Annotated in this window: 24 protein-coding genes; 10 read left to right on the top strand and 14 right to left on the bottom strand. The window is 52.5% G+C overall.

Annotated features, from left to right (window positions below):
* Positions 1-68 precede the first annotated feature (68 nt).
* The 3 genes from M3668_RS09100 to M3668_RS09090 form a co-directional block, all read right to left on the bottom strand.
* Positions 69-965: an ABC transporter permease gene (locus M3668_RS09100; RefSeq protein WP_251380523.1), complete on the bottom strand. Its 897-nt coding sequence runs from the start codon at positions 963-965 to the stop codon at positions 69-71.
* 2 nt (positions 966-967) lie between these two features.
* A complete protein-coding gene (locus tag M3668_RS09095; RefSeq protein WP_251380522.1) occupies positions 968-1948 on the bottom strand; it encodes an ABC transporter ATP-binding protein in 981 nt (326 codons plus the stop codon).
* Positions 1949-2055: 107 nt separating this feature from the next.
* Positions 2056-3471, bottom strand: coding sequence for a CCA tRNA nucleotidyltransferase (locus tag M3668_RS09090; protein ID WP_251380521.1), 1416 nt, complete (start codon positions 3469-3471; stop codon positions 2056-2058).
* A 92-nt stretch (positions 3472-3563) separates the two neighbouring features.
* On the opposite strand from M3668_RS09090, the gene M3668_RS09085 reads away from it, so the two are divergent.
* From M3668_RS09085 to trxA, 5 genes are all read left to right on the top strand, one after another.
* A complete protein-coding gene (locus M3668_RS09085; RefSeq protein ID WP_251380520.1) occupies positions 3564-4067 on the top strand; it encodes an NUDIX hydrolase in 504 nt (167 codons plus the stop codon).
* 27 nt (positions 4068-4094) lie between these two features.
* Positions 4095-5750 (top strand): murein biosynthesis integral membrane protein MurJ, encoded by a 1656-nt coding sequence (murJ, locus tag M3668_RS09080; RefSeq protein WP_251380519.1) that lies wholly within the window; start codon positions 4095-4097, stop codon positions 5748-5750.
* A gap of 73 nt (positions 5751-5823) precedes the next feature.
* Complete coding sequence (locus tag M3668_RS09075; protein ID WP_251380518.1) at positions 5824-7035, top strand: serine/threonine protein kinase; 1212 nt, start codon at positions 5824-5826, stop codon at positions 7033-7035.
* 256 nt (positions 7036-7291) lie between these two features.
* Positions 7292-8320 (top strand): thioredoxin-disulfide reductase, encoded by a 1029-nt coding sequence (trxB, locus tag M3668_RS09070; protein ID WP_251380517.1) that lies wholly within the window; start codon positions 7292-7294, stop codon positions 8318-8320.
* A gap of 36 nt (positions 8321-8356) precedes the next feature.
* Positions 8357-8677, top strand: a complete 321-nt coding sequence (trxA, locus tag M3668_RS09065; protein WP_251380516.1) for a thioredoxin — start codon at positions 8357-8359, stop codon at positions 8675-8677.
* 165 nt (positions 8678-8842) lie between these two features.
* On the opposite strand, the gene M3668_RS09060 is transcribed toward trxA, so the two are convergent.
* From M3668_RS09060 to rpmH, 11 genes are all read right to left on the bottom strand, one after another.
* Positions 8843-9229, bottom strand: a complete 387-nt coding sequence (locus M3668_RS09060; protein ID WP_251380515.1) for an SdpI family protein — start codon at positions 9227-9229, stop codon at positions 8843-8845.
* Between the two features lie 77 nt (positions 9230-9306).
* Positions 9307-9714: an ASCH domain-containing protein gene (locus M3668_RS09055; RefSeq protein ID WP_251380514.1), complete on the bottom strand. Its 408-nt coding sequence runs from the start codon at positions 9712-9714 to the stop codon at positions 9307-9309.
* A gap of 193 nt (positions 9715-9907) precedes the next feature.
* Complete coding sequence (locus M3668_RS09050) at positions 9908-10183, bottom strand: hypothetical protein (RefSeq protein WP_251380512.1); 276 nt, start codon at positions 10181-10183, stop codon at positions 9908-9910.
* 557 nt (positions 10184-10740) lie between these two features.
* A complete protein-coding gene (locus M3668_RS09045; protein WP_251380511.1) occupies positions 10741-11835 on the bottom strand; it encodes a ParB/RepB/Spo0J family partition protein in 1095 nt (364 codons plus the stop codon).
* 238 nt (positions 11836-12073) lie between these two features.
* Positions 12074-13069 carry a ParA family protein gene (locus M3668_RS09040; protein WP_502948962.1) on the bottom strand — a complete coding sequence of 332 codons (996 nt, stop codon included), beginning with the start codon at positions 13067-13069 and terminating at the stop codon, positions 12074-12076.
* 280 nt (positions 13070-13349) lie between these two features.
* Positions 13350-13991 carry a 16S rRNA (guanine(527)-N(7))-methyltransferase RsmG gene (rsmG, locus tag M3668_RS09035; RefSeq protein ID WP_251380510.1) on the bottom strand — a complete coding sequence of 214 codons (642 nt, stop codon included), beginning with the start codon at positions 13989-13991 and terminating at the stop codon, positions 13350-13352.
* Between the two features lie 11 nt (positions 13992-14002).
* Entirely contained in the window at positions 14003-14542 is a 540-nt protein-coding gene (locus M3668_RS09030; RefSeq protein WP_251380508.1) for a Jag family protein, read from the bottom strand.
* Between the two features lie 21 nt (positions 14543-14563).
* Complete coding sequence (gene yidC, locus M3668_RS09025) at positions 14564-15535, bottom strand: membrane protein insertase YidC (RefSeq protein ID WP_251380507.1); 972 nt, start codon at positions 15533-15535, stop codon at positions 14564-14566.
* Between the two features lie 53 nt (positions 15536-15588).
* Positions 15589-15978 carry a membrane protein insertion efficiency factor YidD gene (gene yidD, locus M3668_RS09020; protein WP_251380506.1) on the bottom strand — a complete coding sequence of 130 codons (390 nt, stop codon included), beginning with the start codon at positions 15976-15978 and terminating at the stop codon, positions 15589-15591.
* 6 nt (positions 15979-15984) lie between these two features.
* On the bottom strand, positions 15985-16392 hold the full coding sequence (gene rnpA / locus M3668_RS09015; protein WP_251380505.1) for a ribonuclease P protein component: 408 nt from the start codon (positions 16390-16392) through the stop codon (positions 15985-15987).
* Between the two features lie 92 nt (positions 16393-16484).
* Positions 16485-16622, bottom strand: coding sequence for a 50S ribosomal protein L34 (gene rpmH, locus M3668_RS09010; RefSeq protein ID WP_251380504.1), 138 nt, complete (start codon positions 16620-16622; stop codon positions 16485-16487).
* Between the two features lie 519 nt (positions 16623-17141).
* On the opposite strand from rpmH, the gene dnaA reads away from it, so the two are divergent.
* The 5 genes from dnaA to gyrB all read left to right on the top strand — a co-directional run bounded on the left by dnaA (position 17142) and on the right by gyrB (position 24488).
* Positions 17142-18701 (top strand): chromosomal replication initiator protein DnaA, encoded by a 1560-nt coding sequence (gene dnaA, locus M3668_RS09005; protein WP_251380557.1) that lies wholly within the window; start codon positions 17142-17144, stop codon positions 18699-18701.
* Between the two features lie 463 nt (positions 18702-19164).
* Positions 19165-20292, top strand: coding sequence for a DNA polymerase III subunit beta (dnaN, locus tag M3668_RS09000; protein WP_251380503.1), 1128 nt, complete (start codon positions 19165-19167; stop codon positions 20290-20292).
* Positions 20293-20335: 43 nt separating this feature from the next.
* Entirely contained in the window at positions 20336-21526 is a 1191-nt protein-coding gene (gene recF / locus M3668_RS08995) for a DNA replication/repair protein RecF (protein ID WP_251380556.1), read from the top strand.
* A gap of 27 nt (positions 21527-21553) precedes the next feature.
* Positions 21554-22162, top strand: coding sequence for a DciA family protein (locus tag M3668_RS08990; protein ID WP_251380502.1), 609 nt, complete (start codon positions 21554-21556; stop codon positions 22160-22162).
* A gap of 298 nt (positions 22163-22460) precedes the next feature.
* The gene (gene gyrB, locus M3668_RS08985) at positions 22461-24488 is read left to right on the top strand and encodes a DNA topoisomerase (ATP-hydrolyzing) subunit B (RefSeq protein WP_251380501.1); all 2028 of its coding nucleotides are present in this window, start codon (positions 22461-22463) and stop codon (positions 24486-24488) included.
* Positions 24489-24542: the final 54 nt, after the last annotated feature.

Raw genomic sequence — 24542 nt, 5'->3', positions numbered from 1 at the left:
ACTGTCTACTGCCACATCGGCCCAGGGATTGAGTTTGCCGTATTTCTTCTCGTCCCTGAGGATGATATTTACCCCTTGGCGTCGGTAAAGGTAAACCGGAACCAGCCCAGGAGCGCGGGCACTAGAGCCCAAACACCCAGCCAGATTCCTGCCTCCAGGTTGTTGATGTCGGTGTCCTCGGGTAGGCCTACGGTGGTCATGGTTTCACCCAGGTTAATGGGCAGGTAAGGCTGGAAGTCAGCCACCCAGTTTGCTGTTTCAGCGAGCAAACCAAAGACGATGGTTGAGATGAACATGAGCACCACTACCATCACAATCCCGCCGGCGTTATTGCGCAGGATGGCGCCGAACCCTAGGCCCATCCAGCTCATAAGTAGGCAGTAGAGCCCTACTCCCAGCCAGTTAAGGACGGTGGGTGTGCCTACCGACAGCTGTTCTGAAATACCGGGGTCTAGTATCGGCTGAGCCACAAAATAGCCGGCGACCGCTGAGATGACACCGACCAGAAAACTCCAGACTGAGAGCACCAGGAGCTTAGAAATATAGATGGACGAGCGGCGCGGCACCGCTGTCATGGTGCTGTGAATCTGCCGGGTGGCGTACTCAGCACCGATAAAGACCACGGCAATGGAGGCAATGAGCATGGAGCCGAACATCATGCCCACCCCACCAATGCTTCGTGCCATATCTAACACCTGGTCCACGGTGAAGGAATATTCGGGGCGCACCTGGGGTGAGGGGCCACCGGCTTCTAGCGCTGCTTGGGTCTCAAGAGCACGCTGATAGAAACGGTTGAGCGCGGTAGCGTAGGCGGCAGACATGCCAATCATGATGGCAATGGTCAGCAGGAGCATAACCCAGTTGGTTGCCAGGGTGCGGAATTTTAGAAACTCAGACCGCAACGTGCCAAAGAAGCTGAGTTTATAAGATCGTGTTGGTGCGGTGGGCAGGGTGGTGCTGGTCATGGTTATTGTTCCTTTGCCTCTTTGCCTGCCCAGGGGGATGGAGCATCCGCTTCCGCAGCGCCGGAATCTGCGGGGGTTGTGAAGGTGCCGGACTGGTATTCCACCTCATTGCGGGTCATATTCATATAGACGTCTTCTAGGGTGGCAATCTGCGGGGTTAGCTCGTGCAGTAGAACCCCGGCGTCCACACCCAGGCGGGCAATATCGCGGGAGGGTGCCTGAACCAGCAGCCCGTCAGTGTCTACCGGTTCAAAGGTGATGCTACGGGCGGTCAGGGTTTCAGCAAAGACTTCTCGCTGGTCGGTGCGGACCAGGGATCGGGAATTATCTGCCAGCGCCAGAAAGTCAGACATGGAGCTGTTCGCAAGAATTTTGCCGCGCCCAATGACTATCAGTTCATCGGCTGTCTGGGACATCTCGCTCATGAGGTGTGAAGAAATCAGCACGCATTTGCCCTGGGATGCCAGGTGCCGGGCGAGGTTACGCACCCAGATGACTCCCTCGGGGTCAAGACCGTTCACCGGCTCGTCCAGAATAATGTTCTGGGGGTCTCCTAGTAGAGATGCGGCAATACCCATGCGCTGGCCCATGCCCAGAGAAAAGCCCCGCACTTTCTTACGGGCAGCGGTGGTCAGACCGGTGAGCTCAATGACCTCATCCACCCGGCGGGTGGGGATACCGTGGGTTAGAGCCAGCGAGCGCAGGTGAGCACGCCCACTACGGCCTGGGTGCATGGCCTTAGCATCCAGTAGCGCGCCGACGCTGGTCAGCGGACTAACCAGAGACCGGTACTTCTGCCCGTCAACCAGAGCCGTGCCGTTCGTCGGCTTTTCGAGCCCCACCAGCATGCGCATGGTGGTGGATTTACCTGCGCCGTTAGGCCCTAGAAAACCCGTAACCCTACCATCGGGCACCGTGAAGGTGATGTCATTGACGGCAGTCTTATCACCGTACTTCTTGATGAGATTACGAACCTCTAACATGGGGGCTCCCGCTCTTCGTCTGTGTTTACTCTTGTCTCTACCCTACGCAAGGTGGCCCCTCCTTGAGCGGAGGAACACCTTACAAAGCCAACACTGTCAAAAATGGCTTAGAGACCCTGCTCAGCTGCCCATTTCTTGAGTCGTCGGGTGGCTTCTTCCTCACCCAGAGATCCTTCATCCAGGCGCAGGTTCAGCAGAAAATTATAGGCCTGCCCTACCATGGGGCCGGGTTTCAGGGTCAAAATTTCCATAATCTGTTGGCCGTCCAGGTCAGGGCGCATGGCATCCAGCTCTTCTTGTTCGGCTAGCTCAGTGATACGGCGTTCCAAATCACCGTAAGCTGCGGCAATGCGATTCGCCTTGCGCTTATTGCGGGTGGTGACATCTGCGCGGATCAGGCGGTGCAGGCGCTCTAGTAGATCACCGGCGTCCCGCACGTAGCGGCGTACAGCCGAGTCGCTCCACCCCGCTTCTCCGTAGCCGTAGAAACGCATGTGCAGCTCAACCAAGCGGGCAACTGCCTTGATGGTGTCATTATCAAAGCGCAGCGCTCGCATACGTTTCTTGGTGAGCTTGGCGCCCACCACGTCGTGGTGCAGAAAGCTGACCGAGCCGTTGTCCTCAAACTTACGCGTGGCAGGCTTGCCAATATCGTGCATCAGGGCGGCGAAGCGCAGCACGAAGTCGGGGGCTGGCACGGCACCATCCGCTCCGGTCTCTTGGGCAGCTGCCTGTTCCATTACGGTGAGGGAGTGCTGGTAGACATCCTTATGGCGGTAGTATTCGTCAGCTTCAAGTTTTAGCGCCGGAATTTCGGGCAGGACGTAGGCGGCCAGACCCGATTCAACCAGAAGATCCACGCCTCGGCGGGGTGCCTGGGCGCAGATGAGTTTTACCAGTTCGTCCCGCACGCGCTCGGCAGAAATAATTTCAATACGCTCTGCCATATCGACCATGGCTTCAAAAACTTCGGGAGCCAGATCAATATCCAGGCGCGCGGCAAAGCGGGCGGCACGCATCATGCGCAGGGGATCATCAGAGAAGGACGCTTGGGGTGTGCCCGGCGTGCGGATAATGCCGGTGCGCAGGTCAGCCTCACCACCAAAAGGATCCACTAATTCTAAGGACGGTAGGCGCAGAGCCATGGAATTGATGGTGAAGTCTCGTCGGAAGAGATCGTCCACCAGATCAGTGCCGAAAGCAACCTGGGGTTTGCGGGAATTAGCGTCATACTTCTCAGCACGGTAGGTAGTAATTTCTACCATCTCGTTACCTTTACGGATGCCAATAGTGCCGTATTCTTTACCGATTTCCCAGGTAGCGTCAGCCCATCCTCTCACAATAGCCAGCGTCTGGTCAGGGCTGGCGTTGGTAGTGAAATCAAGATCCACGGCAGTCTCCCCCAGGAAGAGATCTCGCACCGGGCCTCCGACCAGGGATAACTCAAACCCGGCAGCAGCAAAGAGCTCTCCAGCTTCTAGAGCAACGGGGTGAATTAAGGAAGTATCAAAAACATGCGCCATAACCCTATCAATCGTGCCAGCAAACCGCACAAGTTACCACTCACACCTCCCTCTTTAGAACATCCCCCTCTTATATCGGTTAAGGTAGAGACATGACTTTTCCTATTCCCCGGGCACCTAAGAGACGAGCGTTCACGCCCGTTGCTGCTATGCCCACGGTTGAGGAGGTCTCCGCGGGCGGTGTCATCGTCAACTTCGATGAGCCCGGTTTACCTGTGGCAATCATTGCTCGCATCAACCGCGGTGGGCGCCTAGAATGGTGCCTCCCCAAGGGCCATCCCGAGGGGGAAGAGAGCCGAGTTCAAGCGGCAGCACGTGAGATTGAAGAGGAAACTGGTATCTCCGGGGAGGTCATCACCTCTCTAGGGAGCATTGACTATTGGTTCAATGTTTCTGGTCACCGCGTCCATAAAACCGTTCACCATTTCTTGTTCTCCGCCACCGGCGGTGAGCTCACCACCGAGAATGATCCTGACCATGAAGCCGTGGACGTCGCTTGGGTCAACATTGATGATGTGGGGCGCAAACTTTCCTTCCCCAACGAACGGCGTATCGCTGACATCGCCCGCGAGTACATCATCCACCAGCTGTCTTAAGCTGCATTGAGTAGATAAGGATTTCGTGTGGCACGATCCGGTGCTTTTTCTAGCGCTATCATGGCAGCCGGCACCCTCGTATCGAGGGTACTGGGGTTCGTCAAGACCTTCCTGATTACCGTCGCTCTCGGTGCAACTACCACCGTGGGCGACATTTTTGAAACCGCTAACACCCTGCCCAACCTTATTTATGTGCTGGTAGCAGGCGGCATTTTTAATGCTGTGTTGGTGCCACAGATTATTAAGGCAGCCAAGCACGATGACGGCGGTTCTGATTTCATTTCGCGCCTGGTAACTCTGGCAGTGTGCGGTATTGCCGCGGTGACGGCCGTGGTGGTTATCTGCGCTATGCCCATCATTTCAATCATGGGTAGTGAATGGAGCCCGGAACAACAGCGTTTCGGTTTCGTCTTCGCCGTCTGGTGTTTCCCCCAGATTTTCTTCTACGGTCTCTACACCATCATCGGTCAGGTCCTCAATGCTCGCGGGGCCTTCGGCTGGTTTATGTGGGCACCGGTGGTCAATAATATTGTGGCTATCGCTGCGCTCATCATCTTCATTACTTCATTTGGTGCTCAGGACGTCACCACCACCCCACCCTTCCATAACCTCACCTCATGGACCAGCGCCCAGACCATCGTGTTGGCAGGTAGCGCCACACTTGGCGTGGCTTTACAAGCCCTGATTCTCTTTATCCCCCTGCGCAAGCTGGGTTTGAACCTGCGCCCCAAGTTTGGCTGGCGCGGTATCGGCCTGGGATCAGCAGCTAACCTGGCGGTATGGACGCTGGCCACCGGCGTGGTCTCTAACCTTGCGTTCATGTATCTCACCAAGGTAGCTGCAAACATCGTCGGTGCACGCGAAAGACTGATGGATTTGGGTATCCAGCTTCCCGGTGTGCAGGCACTCAACTATTCCTCCATGCTCTATTCACTTCCCCACGGCGTGATTGGTCTGTCAATCGCCACGATTCTCTTCAACCGCATGTCTGCCTCATCTCAAGAAAAGGATCATCAAGCAGTAGGCGCGGCGCTATCTGCCGGTCTGCGCACCGCCTCCATTGCCACAGTCTTTTGCGCCGTAGCGCTCGTTGTTTTTGCGGGGCCTATTGGCATGATCTTTGGCGGCGGCGGGCAGCAAGCGGGTGCCGTCATCGGTCAGACCATCGCCGTTATCGCTTTAGGCGGCCCTTTCCTCACCATCGCGTTTATGATGGGGCGTGTTTTTTACTCGCAGGAGGACGCCAAAACCCCCTTCTACATTCAGCTCATCTCAGCAATCGTCATCGTTGCTCTTGGCTTCGCGGCCTCCTGCCTAGCCCCACAGCACACGATCTATGGGTTGGCGCTGACTTACGCACTGCAAAATATCCTGGCGGTCTACCTAAGCCACCGCGTCCTAGTAAAGCGTCTGGGCGACTATGGTATCGCTGATATCGTCTCAACTCATGCCCGCGTTGCCTTCGCCTCAGCTGCTGCTGGCCTGGTGGGCGCCACAGCTCTCTACCTGATGGGTGGTTACAGTTTTGATGGGTTTGCCTGGAGCTCACGCGGTTCTGCCTTCATCACGGTAGCAGTGGGAGGAGTCGTCATGACTATCGCCTACTACGCTATGCTGCTACTTTTCAAGGTGAGAGAACTAGAATCGCTTACTGCCCCAATCCTGGCAAAACTTGGCCGGTAGCACACATCAATAACCGCTACCCACCGGGTAAACTCAGTAAACAGACATCACGAACGCTCACTGGAGGCACCTTTTGGCACAGCAGATCCCTTTGCATACGCTGCTGGGTGACCGTTATAAGGTCACCGCCCGCGTACTTGAAACCGCAGACGGTGACACCATCCTTGACGGTGTTGATCAGATTCTTAACCGCAAGGTATCCATCATTGTGGCCTCTGCAGAGCACAGCTCACAGTTGGTGGCAAATGCACGCCAGTCCACCTCCCTTTCTCGTTCATCGGTGCAGATCCTTGATCTGGGCAATATCGAGGCACAGACCTACTTGGTGACTTCCCACGCTCGCGCAGATACCTTGCTTGGTACACTTCTCACCGAAGGTGGGGGTGAAGCGGAGGAATTTGGTGAAGAAATCTTCGGCGACACCGGCACTATGAGCGCCCCCAATACATATGTAGTAGCCAAGGACGACACATCTCCGGCTGCCGGGGCTGGGGCAACAGCCGCCGCTACGTCTATCTCAGCTACCCGTGCAGCAGAGCATGAAGCAGAGTATGAAGAATACGATGCGGAAGAAGACGGTTATTACGAAGGTGATGAACCGGCTGAACGCAACGGTGGCATGTGGGCTGTGGGTATCGCAGCGGTACTGGTCTTGGTGATTGGGGCCGGTGCGGTTTTCACTTCGCTGGGCAATATGGTGAACCCAACTGAAACTCAGGAGGCGCTGGGAAGCGCCCAAACATCGGCCTCAGCTTCACAGATTCCTCAGCAAACGGGCTCCCCCTCACCTTCCGCTACCGAAGAAAAGGAACCTGCAACTCCCCGCCTAGACGGTAATTTCACCCGCACGGTACCTTCGTCGGCTGCCCTTATGGCCGAGTCTGACGCGACGCTGGGGCACCTTACAGATGGCGATGATACAAGCACCTGGGTTTCCCTCGCTTTTGGCTCAGCTAACTTTGGTGGTCTCACCGATTCCTTCTACCTCTCCGCGCCCTTGCTCGATGAGACCACGGTCAATTCGCTAACTATTAATCAGGTATCGGGCACTGGCGGTGCCTTCAATATTTTCGCTTCTGACAACGCTTCTATTGAGGGATCTCAGCAGATTGGCTCTGGCACCTTTGCTGCTACCGGTGAAACCACTGTTGAACTAGATACGGATGCTCAGGACGGAGACACTAAGTACATCATTGTTCAGTTCACCGAAGCACCCAGGTTAGCCCAACCTATTGTTCAAGGGTATCCTTTCGGTCTGCGTCTTGCAGAAATTTCCATTAAGTAATCAACTCTTTCTAGTTGTTTATAGCAACTAAGAACCTCCCACCGGGGGCGGGCTACCTGCAGGTAGCTCGCCCCCGGTTTGTCCAAAGAAATATATAAAGGTCGATCTTTATTACCCCTTGCGGGCATATCGAGGTGTTAAGGCCGTAGCAGAGTTTCCGCTCACTGATATAGGTGCCCGGTGTAGGGAATAATGAGGGGTAGAGCTCCGTTGCAGTAGAAAGCAACGAAGAAAAGTGAACGTCTCAGGAGAACATATGAGCGAGAATGCACTCGGCAGCATTTTTAGCGGCGCAGCAGGCAGCCTTAACCTTGGCACCACCACAGCCAGCGAACCCGCATCAGAGCCCAACGGTGACGGCACTGTACATAACGTCATCATTGTAGGTTCAGGCCCTGCCGGTTACACAGCAGCTATTTACACAGCGCGCGCTAACCTTTCCCCTCTTCTTTTCGCCTCTTCCATTTCACCCGGTGGCGATCTTATGACTACGACCGAGGTCGAGAACTTTCCCGGCTTCATTGAGGGAATCCAGGGCCCTGAGCTCATGACCAATATCGGGGCTCAGGCAGAACGGTTCGGTGCCGATATCCGCTATGAGGACGTCGCCTCGGTTGAGCTCGAGGGGCCGGTAAAAAAGGTCATACTGACCGATGGCTCAGTGTTCCTCGCTAAGACGGTCATTGTGTCTACTGGCTCTGAATACCGCAAGCTGGGTGTCGACGGCGAGCAGCGTCTCTCAGGCCACGGTGTGTCATGGTGTGCAACCTGTGATGGCTTCTTCTTTAAAGAAAAAGCATTGGCTGTTATCGGCGGTGGAGACTCAGCTTTTGAAGAAGCACTCTTCCTCACTTCTTTTGCTTCCAAAGTTTACCTAGTGCACCGCCGCGACACTTTCCGCGCGTCAGACATCATGCAGAAGCGTGCACTGGCCCACGAAAAAATTGAAATCATCCTGGACTCCGAAGTTAAAACCATTAACGGTGAGGACAAGGTTTCCAGCCTTACCCTGACCAACGTCAAGACCGGCAGCGAAACCCAGCTCGAGGTCGAAGGTGTCTTTGTTGCTATTGGCTCTGACCCCCGCACCGACCTGGTCAAGGACCAGCTGGAGCTAAGTGATGCCGGAACCATCGCTGTCCAAGGCCGTTCTTCACGCACCTCTATCGATGGGGTCTTCGCTGCTGGAGACGTTATTGATCCCATTTACCGGCAGGCTATTACCGCAGCCGGTTCAGGTTGTGTTGCAGCAATCGATGCGCAGCATTATCTAGAGTCTCTCTAAATCTTTCCTCAGTTTCCCTTTAGAAAGGATCGCCCTATGGCACAGCAAGTAACAGATGCAACCTTCTCAGATGAGGTTCTACGCTCTGATAAGCCGGTTATCGTTGATTTCTGGGCAGAGTGGTGCGGCCCCTGCCGCATGGTTGGCCCCGTCGTTGATCAAATTGGCGAAGAATACGGTGACAAGGTCAAGGTGCTCAAGCTGGACGTTGAGAACAACCCGGCAACCGCCATGAAGTATGGCATCACTTCCATCCCGGCAATTTACGTTTTCAAGGACGGCGAGGTAGCTAAGCAGACCGTTGGCGCTAGGCCTAAGGCCGCTTTGGAACAGGAATTTGCAGAGTTCCTGAAGTAGAATCTGTAACACTAAAAGGCGCCCCAGCTTAGCTGGGGCGCCTTTTTGCTGTTTGAGACTGTAGGGCTTCTTCATAAAGCAGTGCACCTTGGATAAAGAGGGGGCAGCAAACGACCTCCCCCACCTGTGTTTCACGTGAAACATCTATATCACTGATGCACTCCCTTAATCTTTCCCAGGTAGCACTTCTTCTGATGAAGCTTCCTGGGCAGCAACATTAGCCACCCTAGTCGACCACAGCAGGAGGGAGATAGTGACGGCATACCCTAGACCAGTCAGTGCAAAAGCTATAGAGAATTGCTGAACTAAACACAGAATCACTGCGCAGAAGAGGGCGAAAAACCCGACCTGAGCAGCCCTCAAGACTAATGGCGCAGCCGCTGTATGACCCTTCTGCCATGCTTGATCACTAGCAAGGGTGTGCTTTGTCTTGATTCCAACCAGGGAATTCCTGGAAAGCTGACCTGCTTTCATAGGCAAACTCAGCCCCATCATGGTCAACGAAACTATCAGCAACCCACCCATGAAGGGTAGAGCATCAATGAGGTTCATATATCAATCCCCTTACTGGGTTTTCTCTGGATATTTCTAATTTTTTCTAATAGTGGTCGTTGAAATTGGGGCGCATTTTAAGAGCTATATACAACTCTAAATTCTTCAAATATTATTTCTGACTCTTTAGTAAATTCCAACCCGAACTCATGAGCTATTTCTTTAAAGAAATCCAAATGATTGTTTTGCCAAGATGCGAGATTTTCATCTTCTCCCTCCTTGGAGCACAGAGTAAAATCCACCTCACTAAAGGGCAATCTGTGCACAGTATGAGTTTCAATGACGCAGCTAGGTTGGCCGTACTCGTTGAGAACGATGGATAAAGCACCCGGCTCTGGTATTGGGGTTTCGGTGACTTCATACTCGAGCACAGCAGAGGAAGTTGCAGTCTTGTCTCCAGCGAGAATCAAACCCAGCAAGTAAGCAGCCTGGTGCGGACTGGCACCGAAAGCGAATGCATCGTAGCAGCCTGTATCTGATGGCATACTAGAGTCTTCCAAAAACCTCTTCCAGTACTTTTGCACATGCGGTTCCATCTCAATCCTTCATGGTAAACATATAAATAAATTTGTTTTGATGAATAATAAGATAGTTAGAAGCCCAATGAGGGCCAGTGCTTCACCCACAATGTCTCTTTTCAGCATCAAGATTTTCTGATGTTTCACGTGAAACATGTATTCAGTGATTACCTATAGGGGGCTCGCCGGGATCATGTTCAAGGGAGGGGGTGTGGCCAGAGTCGAAGTTTGGAATATCAACCTGAGAAACAGCACCCGCCGCAGCAGAACCGTAGAGCGTAATGGGCGCAGCGAGAGCCTCACCCGCAATCTCGACCCTGTTTTTTACTCCCTTTATTTTCTTACCCTTAAGTGCTCTACGCTGAACCCAAAAGATGGCTAAAAATAAAGGGGTGAGAGACAGTAAGATAATCGCCAGAAAAATAAGAGTTTCCATTTTTACCTCGCTTTTAGAAATTATATCAACTCAATAAGTGAGGCAATAGATATTTTAAAAATACAAAATAAGTAAAAACCTTTAATTATCACCCCATGGAGATAATAACTGTGTCAATAATTTTGTAGATATAGATAAAACATATAAAGCAAAATAGAGAATTATTTATCACTCCACTGATGGGGTAGAGCACCATAAAATTTAGCCATTCAACCGTCAACCACACTGCGCAATTCCCACCAGCGCATTTAGGGCGCCCCCCCCCCATTTTGTTTTCATCAAGACGATAGAGCGCCAGACAGAAAGCTGAAGGATCTCAAAAAGATAGGTTTGAGGTCCAAGGGGAAAGAATTGAGCCCACAGAAAGCTATCTAAGGGAGTTTCAGTGGGGTCAGTAGGTCAATAGATATCTAGCCTCACCATAGACCCGCAGGAGCCAATCTAAGCCGTTTTCACCTTTGGCAGCCCCGAATTTAACCACCCGGTCATGTTGGATTGGTGCTCGAATCAAAAGCCGCCCCGCTCAATGGAGCGAGGCGGTTTGCAGTGTATTGATTCTACTTTTTGCGCTGTGGGGCCATCACATCAACAATTCGATTCAAATCATCGACCGAGGCGAACTCAATGGTCATTTTTCCCTTACGGGCACCCAGATTAATCTTCACTGTAGTATCGAGTCGGTCAGCCAGTAAATCAGCTATCGAGTCCAAACGTTCAGAGTGGCTCTGCGGAGCAGGCTTCTTGCGGTCTTTCTTCGCTTCTTTACCGCTTTCTTGAGCAACAAGTTCCTCCACTGCTCGTACAGATAAGCCTTCCTTCACTATCCTTTGCGCAAGGGTTTCAATATCACTTGCCTTTCGCAGGCTAAGCAAAGCGCGTGCATGACCTGAAGATAGCGTGCCTGCAGCTACTCTGCGTTGCACCAGAGCAGGCAGCTTGAGGAGGCGAATAGTATTAGAAATCTGCGGCCGTGATCGCCCGATACGCTGCGCCAATTGCTCTTGCGTCGTTCCGAATTCGTCGAGTAGTTGCTGATAGGCGGCAGCTTCTTCAATGGGGTTTAGCTGGGAGCGGTGTAGGTTCTCCAACAGTGCATCACGCAACAGGTCCTGATCCTGAGTATCGCGAATGATAGCTGGAATGGTTGTTATACCGGCTTGTTGGGTAGCTCGCCACCGACGCTCACCCATAATCAGTTCGTAGGCCTGCTCACCTTTTTCACGGCTGAGGCGAACAACAATAGGCTGAAGAACACCTATCTCCTTAATGGAGTGTACGAGTTCTTGCATATCATGCTCGTCGAAGTCAGTTCGGGGCTGTTTGCGGTTAGGGTGGATATCTGAGACATCTAACTTTGCAAAGCTAGCGCCGGGCACCGGCACTAACCCAGAAGCGGTATTTGCTGTTTCGTCACCAAAGAAAAAGTCCGCAGGTCTACGAGATGAACTCGAAGAACGCAAAGCAGCGCCCATATCTGCACGTTTTTTCTTGGATGTTTCACGTGAAACATCCAAGCCGCGCGCGATCTTGTTATCCTGCTGGCTTTGATGGCCAGGCTGTTCTTCCACCGGCTCTTGACGCTCAGCTACTGGTTTGCTCTCGGGAATCAAAGCACCTAATCCCCTGCCAAGTCCACGCTTCTTCTCTGCCACGGGCAACCTCCAAAATGCTAGAAACTCTGCTTCTAAGTGTAGTGGAGTATCTGCCACCTAGGGTTTCCATAGAAGCCGGGCGATGGGGAAAGGCAGATAAATCCTTAAATGATTCAAAGCCATTTAGCTTCTACTGCACCGCCTATATCTCAAGGTTCCCTTAAGTAAGCTACCGGCTCCTTATATCTATAGAATAGGAGCCGGTAGTGCAAAAAAGTTATAAACAGTTGATAAAAGTTTATATACGGTGCGCTATCTCTACTGCAGCCTTGAGATAGGCGAGTGCACCGGTCGATTGTGGATCATAACTCATAACCGTTTGCTGGTAGCTAGGAGCCTCTGAGACACGGACTGAGCGGGGGATAACAGCATCCAGCACCTCCTTAGGGAAATGCTCCCTCACTTCTTCAGCTACCTGAGACGAGAGGTTGGTGCGGCCATCATACATCGTTAGCACGATTGTGCTGACGCGAAGATCAGCGTTGAGATGCTTTTGAATCAGGGAAATATTCTTGAGAAGTTGGCTCAGACCTTCAAGAGCGTAGTACTCGCACTGAATAGGGATGAGGACTTCTTGAGCTGCCACAAAAGCGTTGATCGTTAGCAACCCCAAGCTGGGTGGGCAGTCGATGAAGATATAGTCTAGACGCGCTTCCCCGTTAGTTTCACGTGCGGCCGTGTAATCAGATAGGGCATTTTTGAGTCGGTTTTCACGAGCTACCAGTGAGACCAGTTCAATCTCAGCTCCGGCTAAATCTATATTTGCTGGTACGCACCATAGATTTTCAATATCTGGGCATGGTTTGATGATTTCAATAAGGGGCTTTTCATCGATGAGGGCATCGTAGGTGGAAGGGACTTCAACACCGTGTTCAATCCCGAGAGCAGTTGAAGCGTTGCCCTGAGGGTCATTGTCAACAACAAGGACGTTCATGCCCTTTGTAGCAAGCGCTGCGGCAAGATTAACTGCAGTTGAAGTCTTTCCCACTCCGCCTTTCTGATTAGAAATAGCAAAAACTCGGGTGTTCTGAGGCCTTTTCAATGTCTCCTGAGATAGAGCTTCAAATTGCTGTTTGCTTCTATCGCTCTTCTGCGCGGATGATCTTGCCCTCTCTAGCTTTTCGCGTGTTTCACGTGAAACATGAGAGCCTCGATCAGGCTTGCTGGCAGCAGCGGGTTCGGGCGGTAAGCCAAAGTCAGGTATATTCGCTGGCATACTGGAGTTTGTCGGCATTGCTGCCCCCTCTTGAATTGATGATTGCATCTCCTGCTATTAGGGTACCTGCAGTTGGCATCGGTCGCATTGATAGGCTATTAATCATTTGAAGCTGTTTGTTTTTTGATGTTTCACATGAAACATGTCGAAGCGTCAAGCTTGTAAACAGAAGAGCTCTTCCCATCATCACGGTTCCAGGGCAACCAGATAAGCAGATGGCTCTTAGTCAATCTAAAAGCTGGATAGCACGCAAAAGCCCGGCACCTCCATCGAGGTACCGGGCTTTCGTCAAGAGAGGCTAGAGAGTCACACGGACGACCGTGGTAGGTTCCTCTAGTAGATTCTCACCAGCGAGCAGGATTTCAGTTTTCCTAGCGCCGTATTTATTGAGCTTCTTCTTTGCCTTAGTAATTTCTTCGGTAGCCGTCCGTCCCTTGAGAGCGAGCAGCTGACCGGTGCCACGAAGGATCGGCAAGGTGATATCCAGCAGCCCTACCAGAGCCGATACGGCGCGAGCAGTTACGTAGTCTGCTTCGACGTACCCTACGGCCTGTTCAGCGCGCGAGCGCATAATATCTACGTTCTCGAGTCCCAAATCCTCAACTACCTCAGTAAGCCAGATGACGCGGCGCTCCAGCGGTTCAATCAGAGTGAGGGACAAATCGGGACGAGCAATGGCCAGGCAGAGCCCCGGAAGGCCCGCACCGGAACCTACATCCGCCACTGTTGCACCCTGCTCAATGAGTTCCTGCACAACCGCGCAATTGAGAACGTGGCGTTCCCACAGCCGGTGAACTTCTCGGGGACCAATAAGCCCTCGCTCAATGCCACTGCTAGCCAGGTGCTGCACGTAGCGTTGCGCGACCGGCAGACGGTCACCAAAGACCTTCTGCGCCGCTTCTAGGGCATCCCCAGAGAGGACGGGGAGTTCTATGCTCATATCGCTCACGATTACGCCTCCGAGGCAGCAATGACGATGTGGCGGTTGGACCCTGAGCCCTCTGATTCAGAAATCAAGCCGTGAGCAGCCACAATATCGTGAACCAGCTTGCGCTCGTAGGGCCCAAGTGGTTCGAGGTGCACATCTTCGCCGGTTTCTTTAGCTTCAGCAATAGCTGCTTCGGCCAGATTGACCAGTGCCTGCTGGCGCCCTGCACGGTAGTCTGCGATATCAAGGATGAGGCGGGTACGGTTACCCGTAGCAGCCAGCACCGAGAGGCGCACCAGCTCTTGAAGGGCGTCCAGTACTTCACCGTTTTCGCCTACTAGGGCTTGGAGGTCATCGTTATTGCCGTCTTCAGTAACAACCGAGAGGTAGGTGCGGCCGTTACGCACTTCGATGTCAATATCACCGTCAATATCAGCGATATCAAGGAGTTCTTCGAGGTAGTCAGCGGCGATATCGCCTTCGTCTACCTGCCCCTCTCCACCGTATTCCGCTTCTTCGAAGGTTTCTTCGCCGTCTACCGGGGTTTCCGTTGCTTCAGTCATGATATTTCCTTGAACCTGCCGCTAGTTTTTCTTTTTGTTCTGCTGCTTTTGGCGCTTCTTGCCCATAGGCTGCTGGCGCTGTCCGCGGGCTGCTCGTTCACGGGCGGCTTCGATTTCCTGATCGTGCTCTTCCTTGGTCTTACCTACGGGGGGAAGGCCCTTTTCAGCGCGGCGCTCGTTGAGCTCACGCTCGGCCTGTGAGCCGGGGGTGGGGTTGTTGCGGATAACCCAGAACTGCTGGCCCAGTGACCAGAAGTTGGAGACGGTCCAGTAGACCAGCACGCCGAGGGGGAAGTTGATACCCGAGATCGCGAAGACCAGTGGCAGTACGTAGAGCATGATCTGCTGCTGGCGGTACATGGGGGACTGTTTAGCGGCGTCCGACATGTTCTTAGCTGAGAGCTGTTTGGTGATATAGAACTGGGTGGCACTCATCAGCACTACCATGATGGCGGCAATCAAGATGGTGGCGAAGTGGTTGCCGTCGCCGGGACGCAACATGGTGGAGAAGAGGGGTGCACCAAAAATGGAGGCGTCGTTGAACTGTTCTACCTTGTCGTTACCAAGAACCAGAATACCTTCATTGTTGGCTGCTGCGTTGGGGACGCCGTTCAGCACCTGAAAGAGACCAAAGAAAATGGGCATCTGCACAATGATGGGCAGGCAGGACGCCAGCGGGTTAGAGCCGGTCTTGCGGTAGAGTTCCATCTGCTCTTGAGCCATAGCCTGGCGGGAGAGCTGGTCAGTTTTACCCTTGTATTTGGCCTGCAATTTCGCCATTTCGGGCTGAAGTTCTTGCATACCGCGCATCGATTTAATCTGTTTGACGAAGAGCGGAATGGTGAGGGTACGCATCACGATGGTCAGACCGATGATAGCGAGAATCCAGGTCACACCTGATGCGGCGTCCATGCCAATTACGGTGAAAAGTTCGTGAAATGCCCAGAGAATCGCTGAAACGATCCATTTAAAGGGCCAGAGAATAATATCCATGTTCTCTCCCTGACTCGGTGATATGAGCCGGTTGTGGTGGATGCTCCAGCGTTTTAGGGGGTGTGCTGGTGCGGGTGGTTTAGAAGAATAATTTTGGGTTCTGCCCCGGGGTCAAAAGTCCGTTTGCCTGCGGGCACCGGGTCTAGACCGCCGGTAGCCCAGGGATGGCAGCGCAGAATTCTGCCTACAGTCAGTGATAGACCGCGCAGGGCGCCGTGGAGGGTAACTGCCTCAAGCCCGTAGGCTGAACAGCTGGGGTAATACCTGCACACGTTGCCGTAGAGCGGCGAGACGATAGTGCGGTACATCTTGATGAACGCAATCAGCAGATTTTGAGGAAGGCTGATGACGGCGTGAAAAGCTGAGGTGGGTACAACAAATTCGTGGGGAGCGTTCTCTAGCAGGTGGTCAGCATCCTGCGGTGTATCTATCGGTGTAGGCATACGGTGTCAGCGCTCCTCTCCCTGAATAGTTGAGGTGGCGGTAGCTTCAGAGCTTTGTGCTGCTACCGGGGCGGCGTCCAACTTTTTGAGGACGCTGGCAAGTGCGCTGTCGAGATCACTGGAGAGCTGAGGATAGTCCGCGTGAGCCGCTGCGGGGAGCGCCCTTATAACCAGTGAATAGCCGTTCGGTTGCTCAGAAACAAAGGGTGCGATGAGTTCTCTCAGGCGGCGTTTAGTTTTATTGCGGGTAACGGCGTTACCTACTGATTTTGAAACGATGAAACCGATGCTGGTTGTTTCACCGGGTGTTTTGACCGTATATAGAACTAAGTTCCGACGCCCTGAACGGGCGCCGGAACGTGTAGTTTTTGAGAATTGAGCTTTCGCTCGCATCCGGTGCTGCTGTGCCAGCACGCATATCCCCTTTCGGTTCGGTCTTGGCTCGGCGGGCTGCGTTTTCACGCGGGCCTGCTGGTGAGGCGCACGGCCGATTGAGGATGAAAGCCTTATGCTGAGAGGCTTGCGCGGCTCTTTGAACGACGGTTCGAAAGAATTGCGCGGCCTGCACGGGTGCGCATACGAAGACGGAAGCCGTGCTTCTTGGCGCGACGGCGGTTATTCGGCTGGAAAGTCCGCTTGCTCATTTGGTTACTCCACAACGGTTGGTACGGGGGCCAACCTTTCAACAGTTCTTCGAACAGGTTGACGCTTCTTGCGAGTGCAGTAGATAAATCCCGGTTGAATTCGAGAACCTAGCACCCGAGTTTGGGCACAGTTCTATCACACTTTGACTAACCAACTCTAGAAGAGTTGGTGATATAAGGTCAAGCCCGCTCAGGCTAGGTCTTTAATCACAACCTAGTGAGAGAGTTTACCCACACCTGTGGATAGTCTCCCAACCCCACACCCTATATTAGGGTTATCCACAACCACTCCAAAAAAGTTGTAAGTTACACTTTTTCTTGCTCTAGGCTAGCGATACGCCCTTTAATCACATACTGTGAACAGGTATTCCCCTCACATAATCACAAGTTTTCCACCCTGTGGATAAACCTGTGTGAGAATAGTGAATAGTTGCCAGTAGGCAAGGGAAATTTTTAATAATATTTGGCGGAGGAGCTGTATTGAGCGACTATCTGGATCCGGAGTTGCAGAAGAAGTGGATGCATCTGGTGACTCTGTTGCGCGCCGATACGGGTGTTGCTCAGCGCTACCGTGCCCACATTGGGCTTGCGCAGCCTCACGCTTTTATGGGAAATGTCCTGCTGATTGCGGTACCTAATGAGCTAACGCGTGATACTTTTCAGCACGCTCTCAAAGAGTCGTTGAGGGAAGCCATCACCTCTACCTTCGGTCCGGCGGTCAACGAAGCTTTCATCATTGACGCCAGCTTGAATAACACTGCCGTGCAGCAACCCGTTCCGACATCAGCTAACGAAGCTTCGTCTTATCTGCAGACCCCTTCCGTAGAGAAAGCTCAGCCTCAGCAAGTTGCTGAGGCGCCTTCTTTAGCAGAAAATCATCAAGCTTCTCAGGCATCCATCGAAGCGGAGCGTGTGCCAGCAAACCCTTCCTTCAGCGAGGAAATAGCCCACGATACAAGGGAAGAAGCTAAAGATCGCGAGGACTCTTTTGATGCGGTGGTTCCAGCGGACGCCGCGGAGACCACTACCTGGGACTCTACCGCCAGGCTAAACCCTAAATATACGTTCGATAGCTTTGTTATTGGGCAGTCCAACCGTTTTGCTCATGCAGCCGCTTTTGCGGTCTCGGAAACCCCGGCGTCCGCTTATAACCCGCTCTTTATCTATGGTGGCTCAGGGCTGGGAAAGACTCACTTACTGCACGCTATTGGTCATTATGCCAAGAGCCTCTATCCCGGACTACGCGTTCGCTACGTGAACTCTGAGGAGTTTACCAACGATTTCATCAACTCAATTTTGAATAAGAACGACACCTCCTTTAAGCAGATCTACCGCAATGTAGACATGCTTTTGATTGATGACATCCAGTTCCTGGCGGGCAAGGACAGCACACAGGAAGAGTTTTTCCATACGTTCAATGCGCTACACAACCACCAAAAACAGGTGGTCATCACCTCGGATTTGCCCCCTAAGCAGCTGACCGGTTTTGCAGAGCGCATGAGATCACGCTTCGAGTGGGGTCTGATTACTGATGTCCAGCCACCTGAACTCGAAACTCGAATCGCCATTTTGAGTAAGAAAGCTCAGAACGATGGGCTCAATGTTCCTGATGATGTGATGGAATATATTGCTTCCCATATCTCTACCAACATTCGTGAGCTGGAGGGTGCCCTCATTCGTGTGACGGCTTGGGCTTCTTTGCAGAGCCAGCCCGTTGATATGCAGCTGGCGGAGCAAGTGCTTAAAGACCTGTTATTAGATAACGGCACCCAAGAGATTACGGCTTCCCAGATTTTATCGGCGACCGCTGAGTATTTTGAGGTTTCGGTAGAAGAGCTACAGTCAAAGTCACGCAGCCGCACACTGGTCAATGCTCGTCAGATTGCTATGTACCTCCTGCGTGAGCTAACTGAGATGTCTCTACCTCGCATTGGTCAGGAATTAGGGGGGCGTGACCATACCACTGTTATGTACGCCTACCGAAAGATTCACGACCTCATGGCTGAACGTCGATCGACGTTTAACCAAGTCACAGAGCTAACTAACCGCATCAAGCAAGGATCAAGAGACAGCAAGTAGCTCAGAAATAGGCCTGTGGATAACTCGGTGTACGTGGCTCGGTTTGCTGTGGACGTTAAGTGAATAGATATTCATATCTTGTGCACTTCATTTAATGCATAAATATCCATCCACTATTCATTCACACTGGTACCCCGTTTATTCCACAGCACGTGCACAAGCACTTCCTTGATTTTCAGGGCCTACAGCCTGTTTTCCACAGATTCCACAGGGGTTATTAACACTATTAATCCTTAAAGAAAAAATCAAATAACAAATTTATCTCTTGCTCATCCCGCTTGGTGCACTGCTTTTTGTAATTACATGGATTCTTCGCCTAGGGGTTGGCTACTGTAATTACATTTTTTAGAGAGCTACCCCTCTGCTCAGCCTGTAGGTAGTGCTACCTCTTTCCGGTAGACTGAAATACTGATTTACGCCCGTCTTTTGGGCCTATCTTGTTTTGATTGGAAGGTACCTTAGCGTGAAATTCACTGTTGAACGCGAAACTCTTGTTGATGCCGTCACCTGGACTGCGCGCTCGCTCTCACCCCGACCTCCGGTACCTGTCCTTTCAGGTCTCATGATCAGAGCTACTGCAGGTGAAGTATCCATCGCCAGCTTCGATTACGAAACTTCTGCCAAACTCAAAATTTCAGCTGATGTCGCAGAAGAAGGTGAAGCTCTTGTCTCTGGACGCCTTCTAGCCGATATCTGCCGTGCATTGCCCAAGAGTGATGTCACTTTTGAACTGCGCGAAGGGAAAGTTCATATCAGTTGCGGTTCATCGAATTTCAACCTGTCATCAATGCCCGTTGCGGACTACCCTGAACTTCCGGGACTTCCCGAGATTTCGGGCACTGTTGAAGGCTCAGAATTTGCTAAAGCTGTTAGTCAGGTTTCTATTGCAGCTTCCAAAGATGACACCTTGCCCATCTTGACCGGCGTCCGCATGGAGATTGAGGGTGACACCATCACCCTGCTGGCAACTGACCGTTACCGTCTGGCGATGCGTGAACTTACGTGGTCACCTGCTGATCCCTCAATCTCAACGGCTGCTTTGGTAAAGGCTAAAACAATGAGCGAGGTTGCCAAGACACTGGGTGGGGCAGGTGAACTGTCGATAGCACTTTCCGATGCTCACGAACTGATCGGTTTTGAATCAGATTCCCGCCGCACTACTAGCTTGCTAGTGGACGGTGAATACCCCAAAATTCGCGCACTTTTCCCCGAGCAAACACCTATTCACGCTATTGTTCGCACCTCTGATTTGGTGGAGGCTGTACGCCGTGTGTCCTTGGTTGCCGAGCGCAATACCCCGGTACGACTTGCCTTTACGCAGGGGCAGGTCACTCTGGACGCTGGAACCGGTGAAGACGCTCAGGCTAACGAGGTTCTACAGGCACAGTTGAACGGTGAAGACATCACTGTTGCCTTCAACCCCAGCTATCTTTCTGAAGGTCTTAACACCTTCTCCGGTAATAAGTTTGTGCGCTTTTCTTTTACTGCTGCACCCAAACCCGTTGTCCTTTCAGAGCAGGATGACTGGCAATCAGAAGACGATAAGAACTACCGTTATCTGCTGATGCCGATCCGCCTGCAAAACCAATAAAACCCTCTTAGCTCGTCAGAGCAGTTTTCTAAGGAGCGCTTTTCTGTACATCGACCATATTTCGTTGATGGACTTTCGCACCTACCGGCTGCTGAATCTGCCTCTTTCTCCCGGTGTATCGGTGTTTCTTGGCTCCAACGGTGTTGGAAAAACTAACATCGTTGAAGCCATCGATTACACTGCTAACCTGGCATCTCATCGGGTGAGTCAAGATTCTCCGTTGGTGAGGGTGGGGGCAGAGCGCGCCTACATCAGAACTCGCACCGTGCGGGGATCTCAGCAGACTGTTATGGAGTTTGAGCTAGCCCCGGGTAAGAGCAATCGTGTGCGCATCAACCGTGCAGCCCCTGTGCGCGCCCGTGAGGCTCTAGGGGTAACCCACACGGTTCTCTTCTCACCCGAGGACTTACAGCTCGTCAAAGGGGAGCCTGCAGGCCGTAGGAGGTTTCTTGATGACCTAGCGGTTGCTCTTCGTCCTGCGGTTGCCGCTTACCGTGCGGACTATGAAAGGGTGCTGCGCCAGCGTAATTCGTTACTTAAATCAATGCGTTCTCGTCGCCCTTCAGCCGAAGAAGATCTGCACACCCTTGAGGTGTGGAATCGTCAGCTGGCAGAGGCCGGGTCTCATCTCTTACAGGCTCGTTTGCGGGTGCTAGCCCAGCTTCTCCCCCAGGTGCAGCGTGCCTATGGTGAACTTACCGATGATTCTAAAACTGCCTCAACAGTGTACGAGTCATCAGTATTTCCGCCCATCTCTAGCGCAGTTTTATCGAGAGCGGCGCTGATGGGTGTAGACGATATTCGCGAAGCCCTGTTGCGGTCTTTTGCAGAAAAGCGGTCCGAAGAATTGGAGCGGGGGGTTACTTTGGTGGGGCCTCATCGTGATGAACTTGTGCTTGAGCTAGGTGGAATTCCTGTGCGCGGCTATGCCTCTCACGGTGAAAGTTGGTCCTATGCTTTAGCTCTTAAACTAGCAGCTTGGTACGTGCATTTAGCTGACAATACAGCCCCTGGCGCCTCCCCAATTCTTATTCTTGATGATGTTTTTGCTGAGTTAGATTCTGCCCGTAGGCACAGATTGGGGTCTATTGTGGCTGATGCTGAGCAGGTTCTGGTGACCTGTGCTGTAGCTACTGACCTACCCGAGGAACTAGGAGACTATCAACTGATTAGGGTCGAGTCTGGAATAGCAGAGATCATCGATTCAGTGCCTCTGCGCAATATCTCAAGTTAGGCATATCTGATGACCCCGTCTGAAAATATGCATGATAAAGAATATAAGATAAGAGCCTATGCGGCGGAAGACGTTGATGCCCCCCACGCACTCCTAAGCCGCATCCGGGCCGCAAAAGAAGCACGGGGTGAGCGTCGAATCCAGGGCGCTGCTGGCCAAAAAATTATCAAGGATTTCAGTAAGGTCATCAATGCTGAACCGGGTGAGCGAGTGCGCCGCTTTAGTGTTGGTGTAAACCGCTACCAGATGGGTGGCTACAGCGGCCCGGGTAAAAGTGCACGAGATCCCCAAGGGCTGAGTGGCATATTAGATCGAGTCATCATGGAACGCGGCTGGTCTACACCCGTAGCTGTATCGTCTGTGCTAACTCGCTGGGGGACGCTGGTGGGGGCTCAACTTGCCAGTAAAAGTAAACCAGAGTCATTTGACGATGGTGTTGTCGTGGTCAGGTGTGAATCCACTGCTTGGGCTGTTGAAATGCGCCGCATGAAATATGACATTATGCGCCGCATTAATGAAGAATTGGGTGGCGAAATAGTGAAAGACATCCAGGCTCACGGGCCCAACGCTCCCTCGTGGAAGAAGGGGCGCAGAGTCGCTCCGGGTGGAAGAGGCCCGCGGGATACGTACGGGTAGGGATGCGATAATTTTTTAATAAAAAATCGTTTCTGCGCTTCTTAAGCGCCACCCATGTGAGAACCCCTTTGATGGGGGGTTAATTGGCTTATAGCCACAAATAAACCTTATCTGCAGGGTTTACCCCCTTCTACTACCTCACAAAAAGGCTCAAAAATCGCTCTGTGAGGTAGAATTGTTAGGAATGAGTGTGCCTTGTGCCTGCAGGTTCCTGCGATGAACGACCAGCTTTATTGATGACGTCCTTTGCTGCCCTGCGTCAAGGTGCTGATAGAAAGACGCAAGGAGCCTAATACCTGTGGCAACTGAAGAAACAACCGGTGAATACGGCGCAGCCGACATTACGGTTCTTGAAGGCCTCGAAGCGGTGCGTAAGCGCCCGGGCATGTACATCGGTTCAACCGGTGAACGCGGCTTGCACCACCTGGTGTATGAAGTCGTTGATAACTCTGTAGATGAGGCTTTGGCAGGTTATGCTGACCTTATCGATGTGGTTATTCAAGCTGACGGTGCAGTGCGCGTGGTCGATAACGGCCGCGGTATTCCCGTTGACGAACACCCTACTGAAAAGAAACCCACTGTTGAAGTGGTCATGACAATCTTGCACGCCGGCGGTAAATTTGGCGGTGGCGGTTATGCCGTCTCTGGCGGTCTGCACGGCGTTGGCATTTCAGTGGTTAACGCCCTTTCAACCCGCGTTAAGACCGAAGTGCGCCGTCAGGGCTACAAGTGGCATATTGAATACAATGACGGCGGTAAGACCGCCAAGCCTCTGACCCGAGGTGAAGTCACTGAAGAAACCGGTACTACCCAAACCTTCTACCCCGACCCCACCATCTTTGAAAGCATTGATTTCGATTTCGAAACCTTGCGTGCCCGCTTCCAACAGATGGCTTTCCTGAACAAGGGCCTCACTATCCGTCTCACTGACGAGCGTGACCTGCATGAAGGTGATGAGGTTGCCGGTGAAGATGAAGCAAAGTCTTTAGAACTTAACCAGGTTGGTCCTAATGAAGATGGTTATAAAACTGTCACCTACATGTATGAGAACGGCCTGCTGGACTACGTAAACTTCCTCAATACCTCAAAGAAGCTCACCGTCGTTAACGACGAAATCATCGCGTTTGAAACTGAAGATGCCAACCGCATGATGAGCCTGGAAGTGGCTATGCAATGGACCACCGCCTACAAGGAATCGGTGCACACTTACGCCAATACCATCAATACCCATGAGGGCGGCACCCACGAAGAAGGTTTCCGCACCGCTCTAACCACCCTCATTAACCGTTTTGCTCGCGATAACAAACTGCTCCGCGATAAGGACGATAACCTGACCGGTGAGGACGTTCGTGAGGGCCTGACCGCTGTGGTTTCAGTGAAGATTTCTGAACCCCAATTTGAAGGTCAGACCAAGACCAAGCTGGGTAATTCAGAAGCTAAGGCTTTTGTTCAGCGTGAAACCCTGGATCAACTGGGTGACTGGCTAGCACGTAATCCGTCCATCGGTAAAGAGGTAGTGCGTCGCGCCATTACCGCAGCGCAGGCTCGTCTTGCTGCCCGTAAGGCCCGTGAGACCACCCGCCGCAAGGGGCTGCTGGAAAGCGGATCGATGCCGGGCAAGCTCAAAGATTGCTCATCTAAAGACCCTTCCATCTCAGAGATTTATCTGGTGGAAGGTGACTCGGCAGGTGGCTCCGCTGTGCGCGGCCGTAACCCCGAAACTCAGGCGATTCTGCCCCTGCGAGGCAAGGTCCTGAATGTGGAGCGTGCTCGCTTGGATCGAGCCCTGTCCAATGCTGAAATCCAGTCTCTTATCACTGCTTTTGGTACCGGCATCGGCGACGATTTCAATATCGAAAAGGCACGTTACCACAAGGTAGTTCTCATGGCAGATGCGGACGTCGATGGTCAGCACATTACTACCCTGCTACTGACCCTTCTCTTCCGCTTCATGCGCCCGCTGATCGAGGCAGGCTACGTCTATTTGGCACAGCCCCCGCTCTACCGCATCAAATGGTCCAACGCCCCTCACGATTATGTCTTCTCAGATGCGGAGCGAGATGCTGCTCTTGAGGCAGGTTACGCGAAGAACCAGCGTCTGCCGAAGGATAACGGAATTCAGCGTTACAAGGGTCTGGGCGAGATGGACTACACCGAGCTGTGGGATACCACGATGGACCCCGAGAACCGCACTCTTCTGCAGGTAAAAATGGAAGACGCGGCTGCTGCTGACCAGATTTTCTCTATTCTGATGGGTGAAGATGTCGAAGCTCGCCGTGAATTCATTCAGCAGAACGCAAAGGACATTCGCTTCCTTGATATCTAAGACATATATTGCTCTCAGCTAGTCAATATGTGTTTAGAAGAATATTAAAATCAA

The sequence above is a fragment of the Rothia sp. P100 genome (genome assembly GCF_023712425.1).
GTDB classification, from domain to species: domain Bacteria; phylum Actinomycetota; class Actinomycetes; order Actinomycetales; family Micrococcaceae; genus Rothia; species Rothia endophytica.
Note: the sequence above shows the minus strand (reverse complement) of the source record. Positions and strands in the feature narration are given on the sequence as shown.

What these genes read in the sequence shown, in the direction of transcription:
- M3668_RS09090 (WP_251380521.1), bottom strand. Translation starts at nt 3,471, where the DNA reads ATGGCGCATGTTTTTGATACTTCCTTAATTCACCCCGTTGCTCTAGAA.
- M3668_RS09060 (WP_251380515.1), bottom strand. Translation starts at nt 9,229, where the DNA reads ATGAACCTCATTGATGCTCTACCCTTCATGGGTGGGTTGCTGATAGTT.
- yidD (WP_251380506.1), bottom strand. Translation starts at nt 15,978, where the DNA reads ATGCCTACACCGATAGATACACCGCAGGATGCTGACCACCTGCTAGAG.
- M3668_RS09100 (WP_251380523.1), bottom strand. Translation starts at nt 965, where the DNA reads ATGACCAGCACCACCCTGCCCACCGCACCAACACGATCTTATAAACTC.
- yidC (WP_251380507.1), bottom strand. Translation starts at nt 15,535, where the DNA reads ATGGATATTATTCTCTGGCCCTTTAAATGGATCGTTTCAGCGATTCTC.
- M3668_RS09085 (WP_251380520.1), top strand. Translation starts at nt 3,564, where the DNA reads ATGACTTTTCCTATTCCCCGGGCACCTAAGAGACGAGCGTTCACGCCC.
- trxA (WP_251380516.1), top strand. Translation starts at nt 8,357, where the DNA reads ATGGCACAGCAAGTAACAGATGCAACCTTCTCAGATGAGGTTCTACGC.
- M3668_RS09055 (WP_251380514.1), bottom strand. Translation starts at nt 9,714, where the DNA reads ATGCCATCAGATACAGGCTGCTACGATGCATTCGCTTTCGGTGCCAGT.
- trxB (WP_251380517.1), top strand. Translation starts at nt 7,292, where the DNA reads ATGAGCGAGAATGCACTCGGCAGCATTTTTAGCGGCGCAGCAGGCAGC.
- M3668_RS09050 (WP_251380512.1), bottom strand. Translation starts at nt 10,183, where the DNA reads ATGGAAACTCTTATTTTTCTGGCGATTATCTTACTGTCTCTCACCCCT.
- M3668_RS09095 (WP_251380522.1), bottom strand. Translation starts at nt 1,948, where the DNA reads ATGTTAGAGGTTCGTAATCTCATCAAGAAGTACGGTGATAAGACTGCC.
- M3668_RS09030 (WP_251380508.1), bottom strand. Translation starts at nt 14,542, where the DNA reads ATGACTGAAGCAACGGAAACCCCGGTAGACGGCGAAGAAACCTTCGAA.
- rpmH (WP_251380504.1), bottom strand. Translation starts at nt 16,622, where the DNA reads ATGAGCAAGCGGACTTTCCAGCCGAATAACCGCCGTCGCGCCAAGAAG.
- M3668_RS09040 (WP_502948962.1), bottom strand. Translation starts at nt 13,069, where the DNA reads ATGCCGACAAACTCCAGTATGCCAGCGAATATACCTGACTTTGGCTTA.
- rsmG (WP_251380510.1), bottom strand. Translation starts at nt 13,991, where the DNA reads ATGAGCATAGAACTCCCCGTCCTCTCTGGGGATGCCCTAGAAGCGGCG.
- dnaA (WP_251380557.1), top strand. Translation starts at nt 17,142, where the DNA reads ATGCATCTGGTGACTCTGTTGCGCGCCGATACGGGTGTTGCTCAGCGC.
- M3668_RS08990 (WP_251380502.1), top strand. Translation starts at nt 21,554, where the DNA reads ATGCATGATAAAGAATATAAGATAAGAGCCTATGCGGCGGAAGACGTT.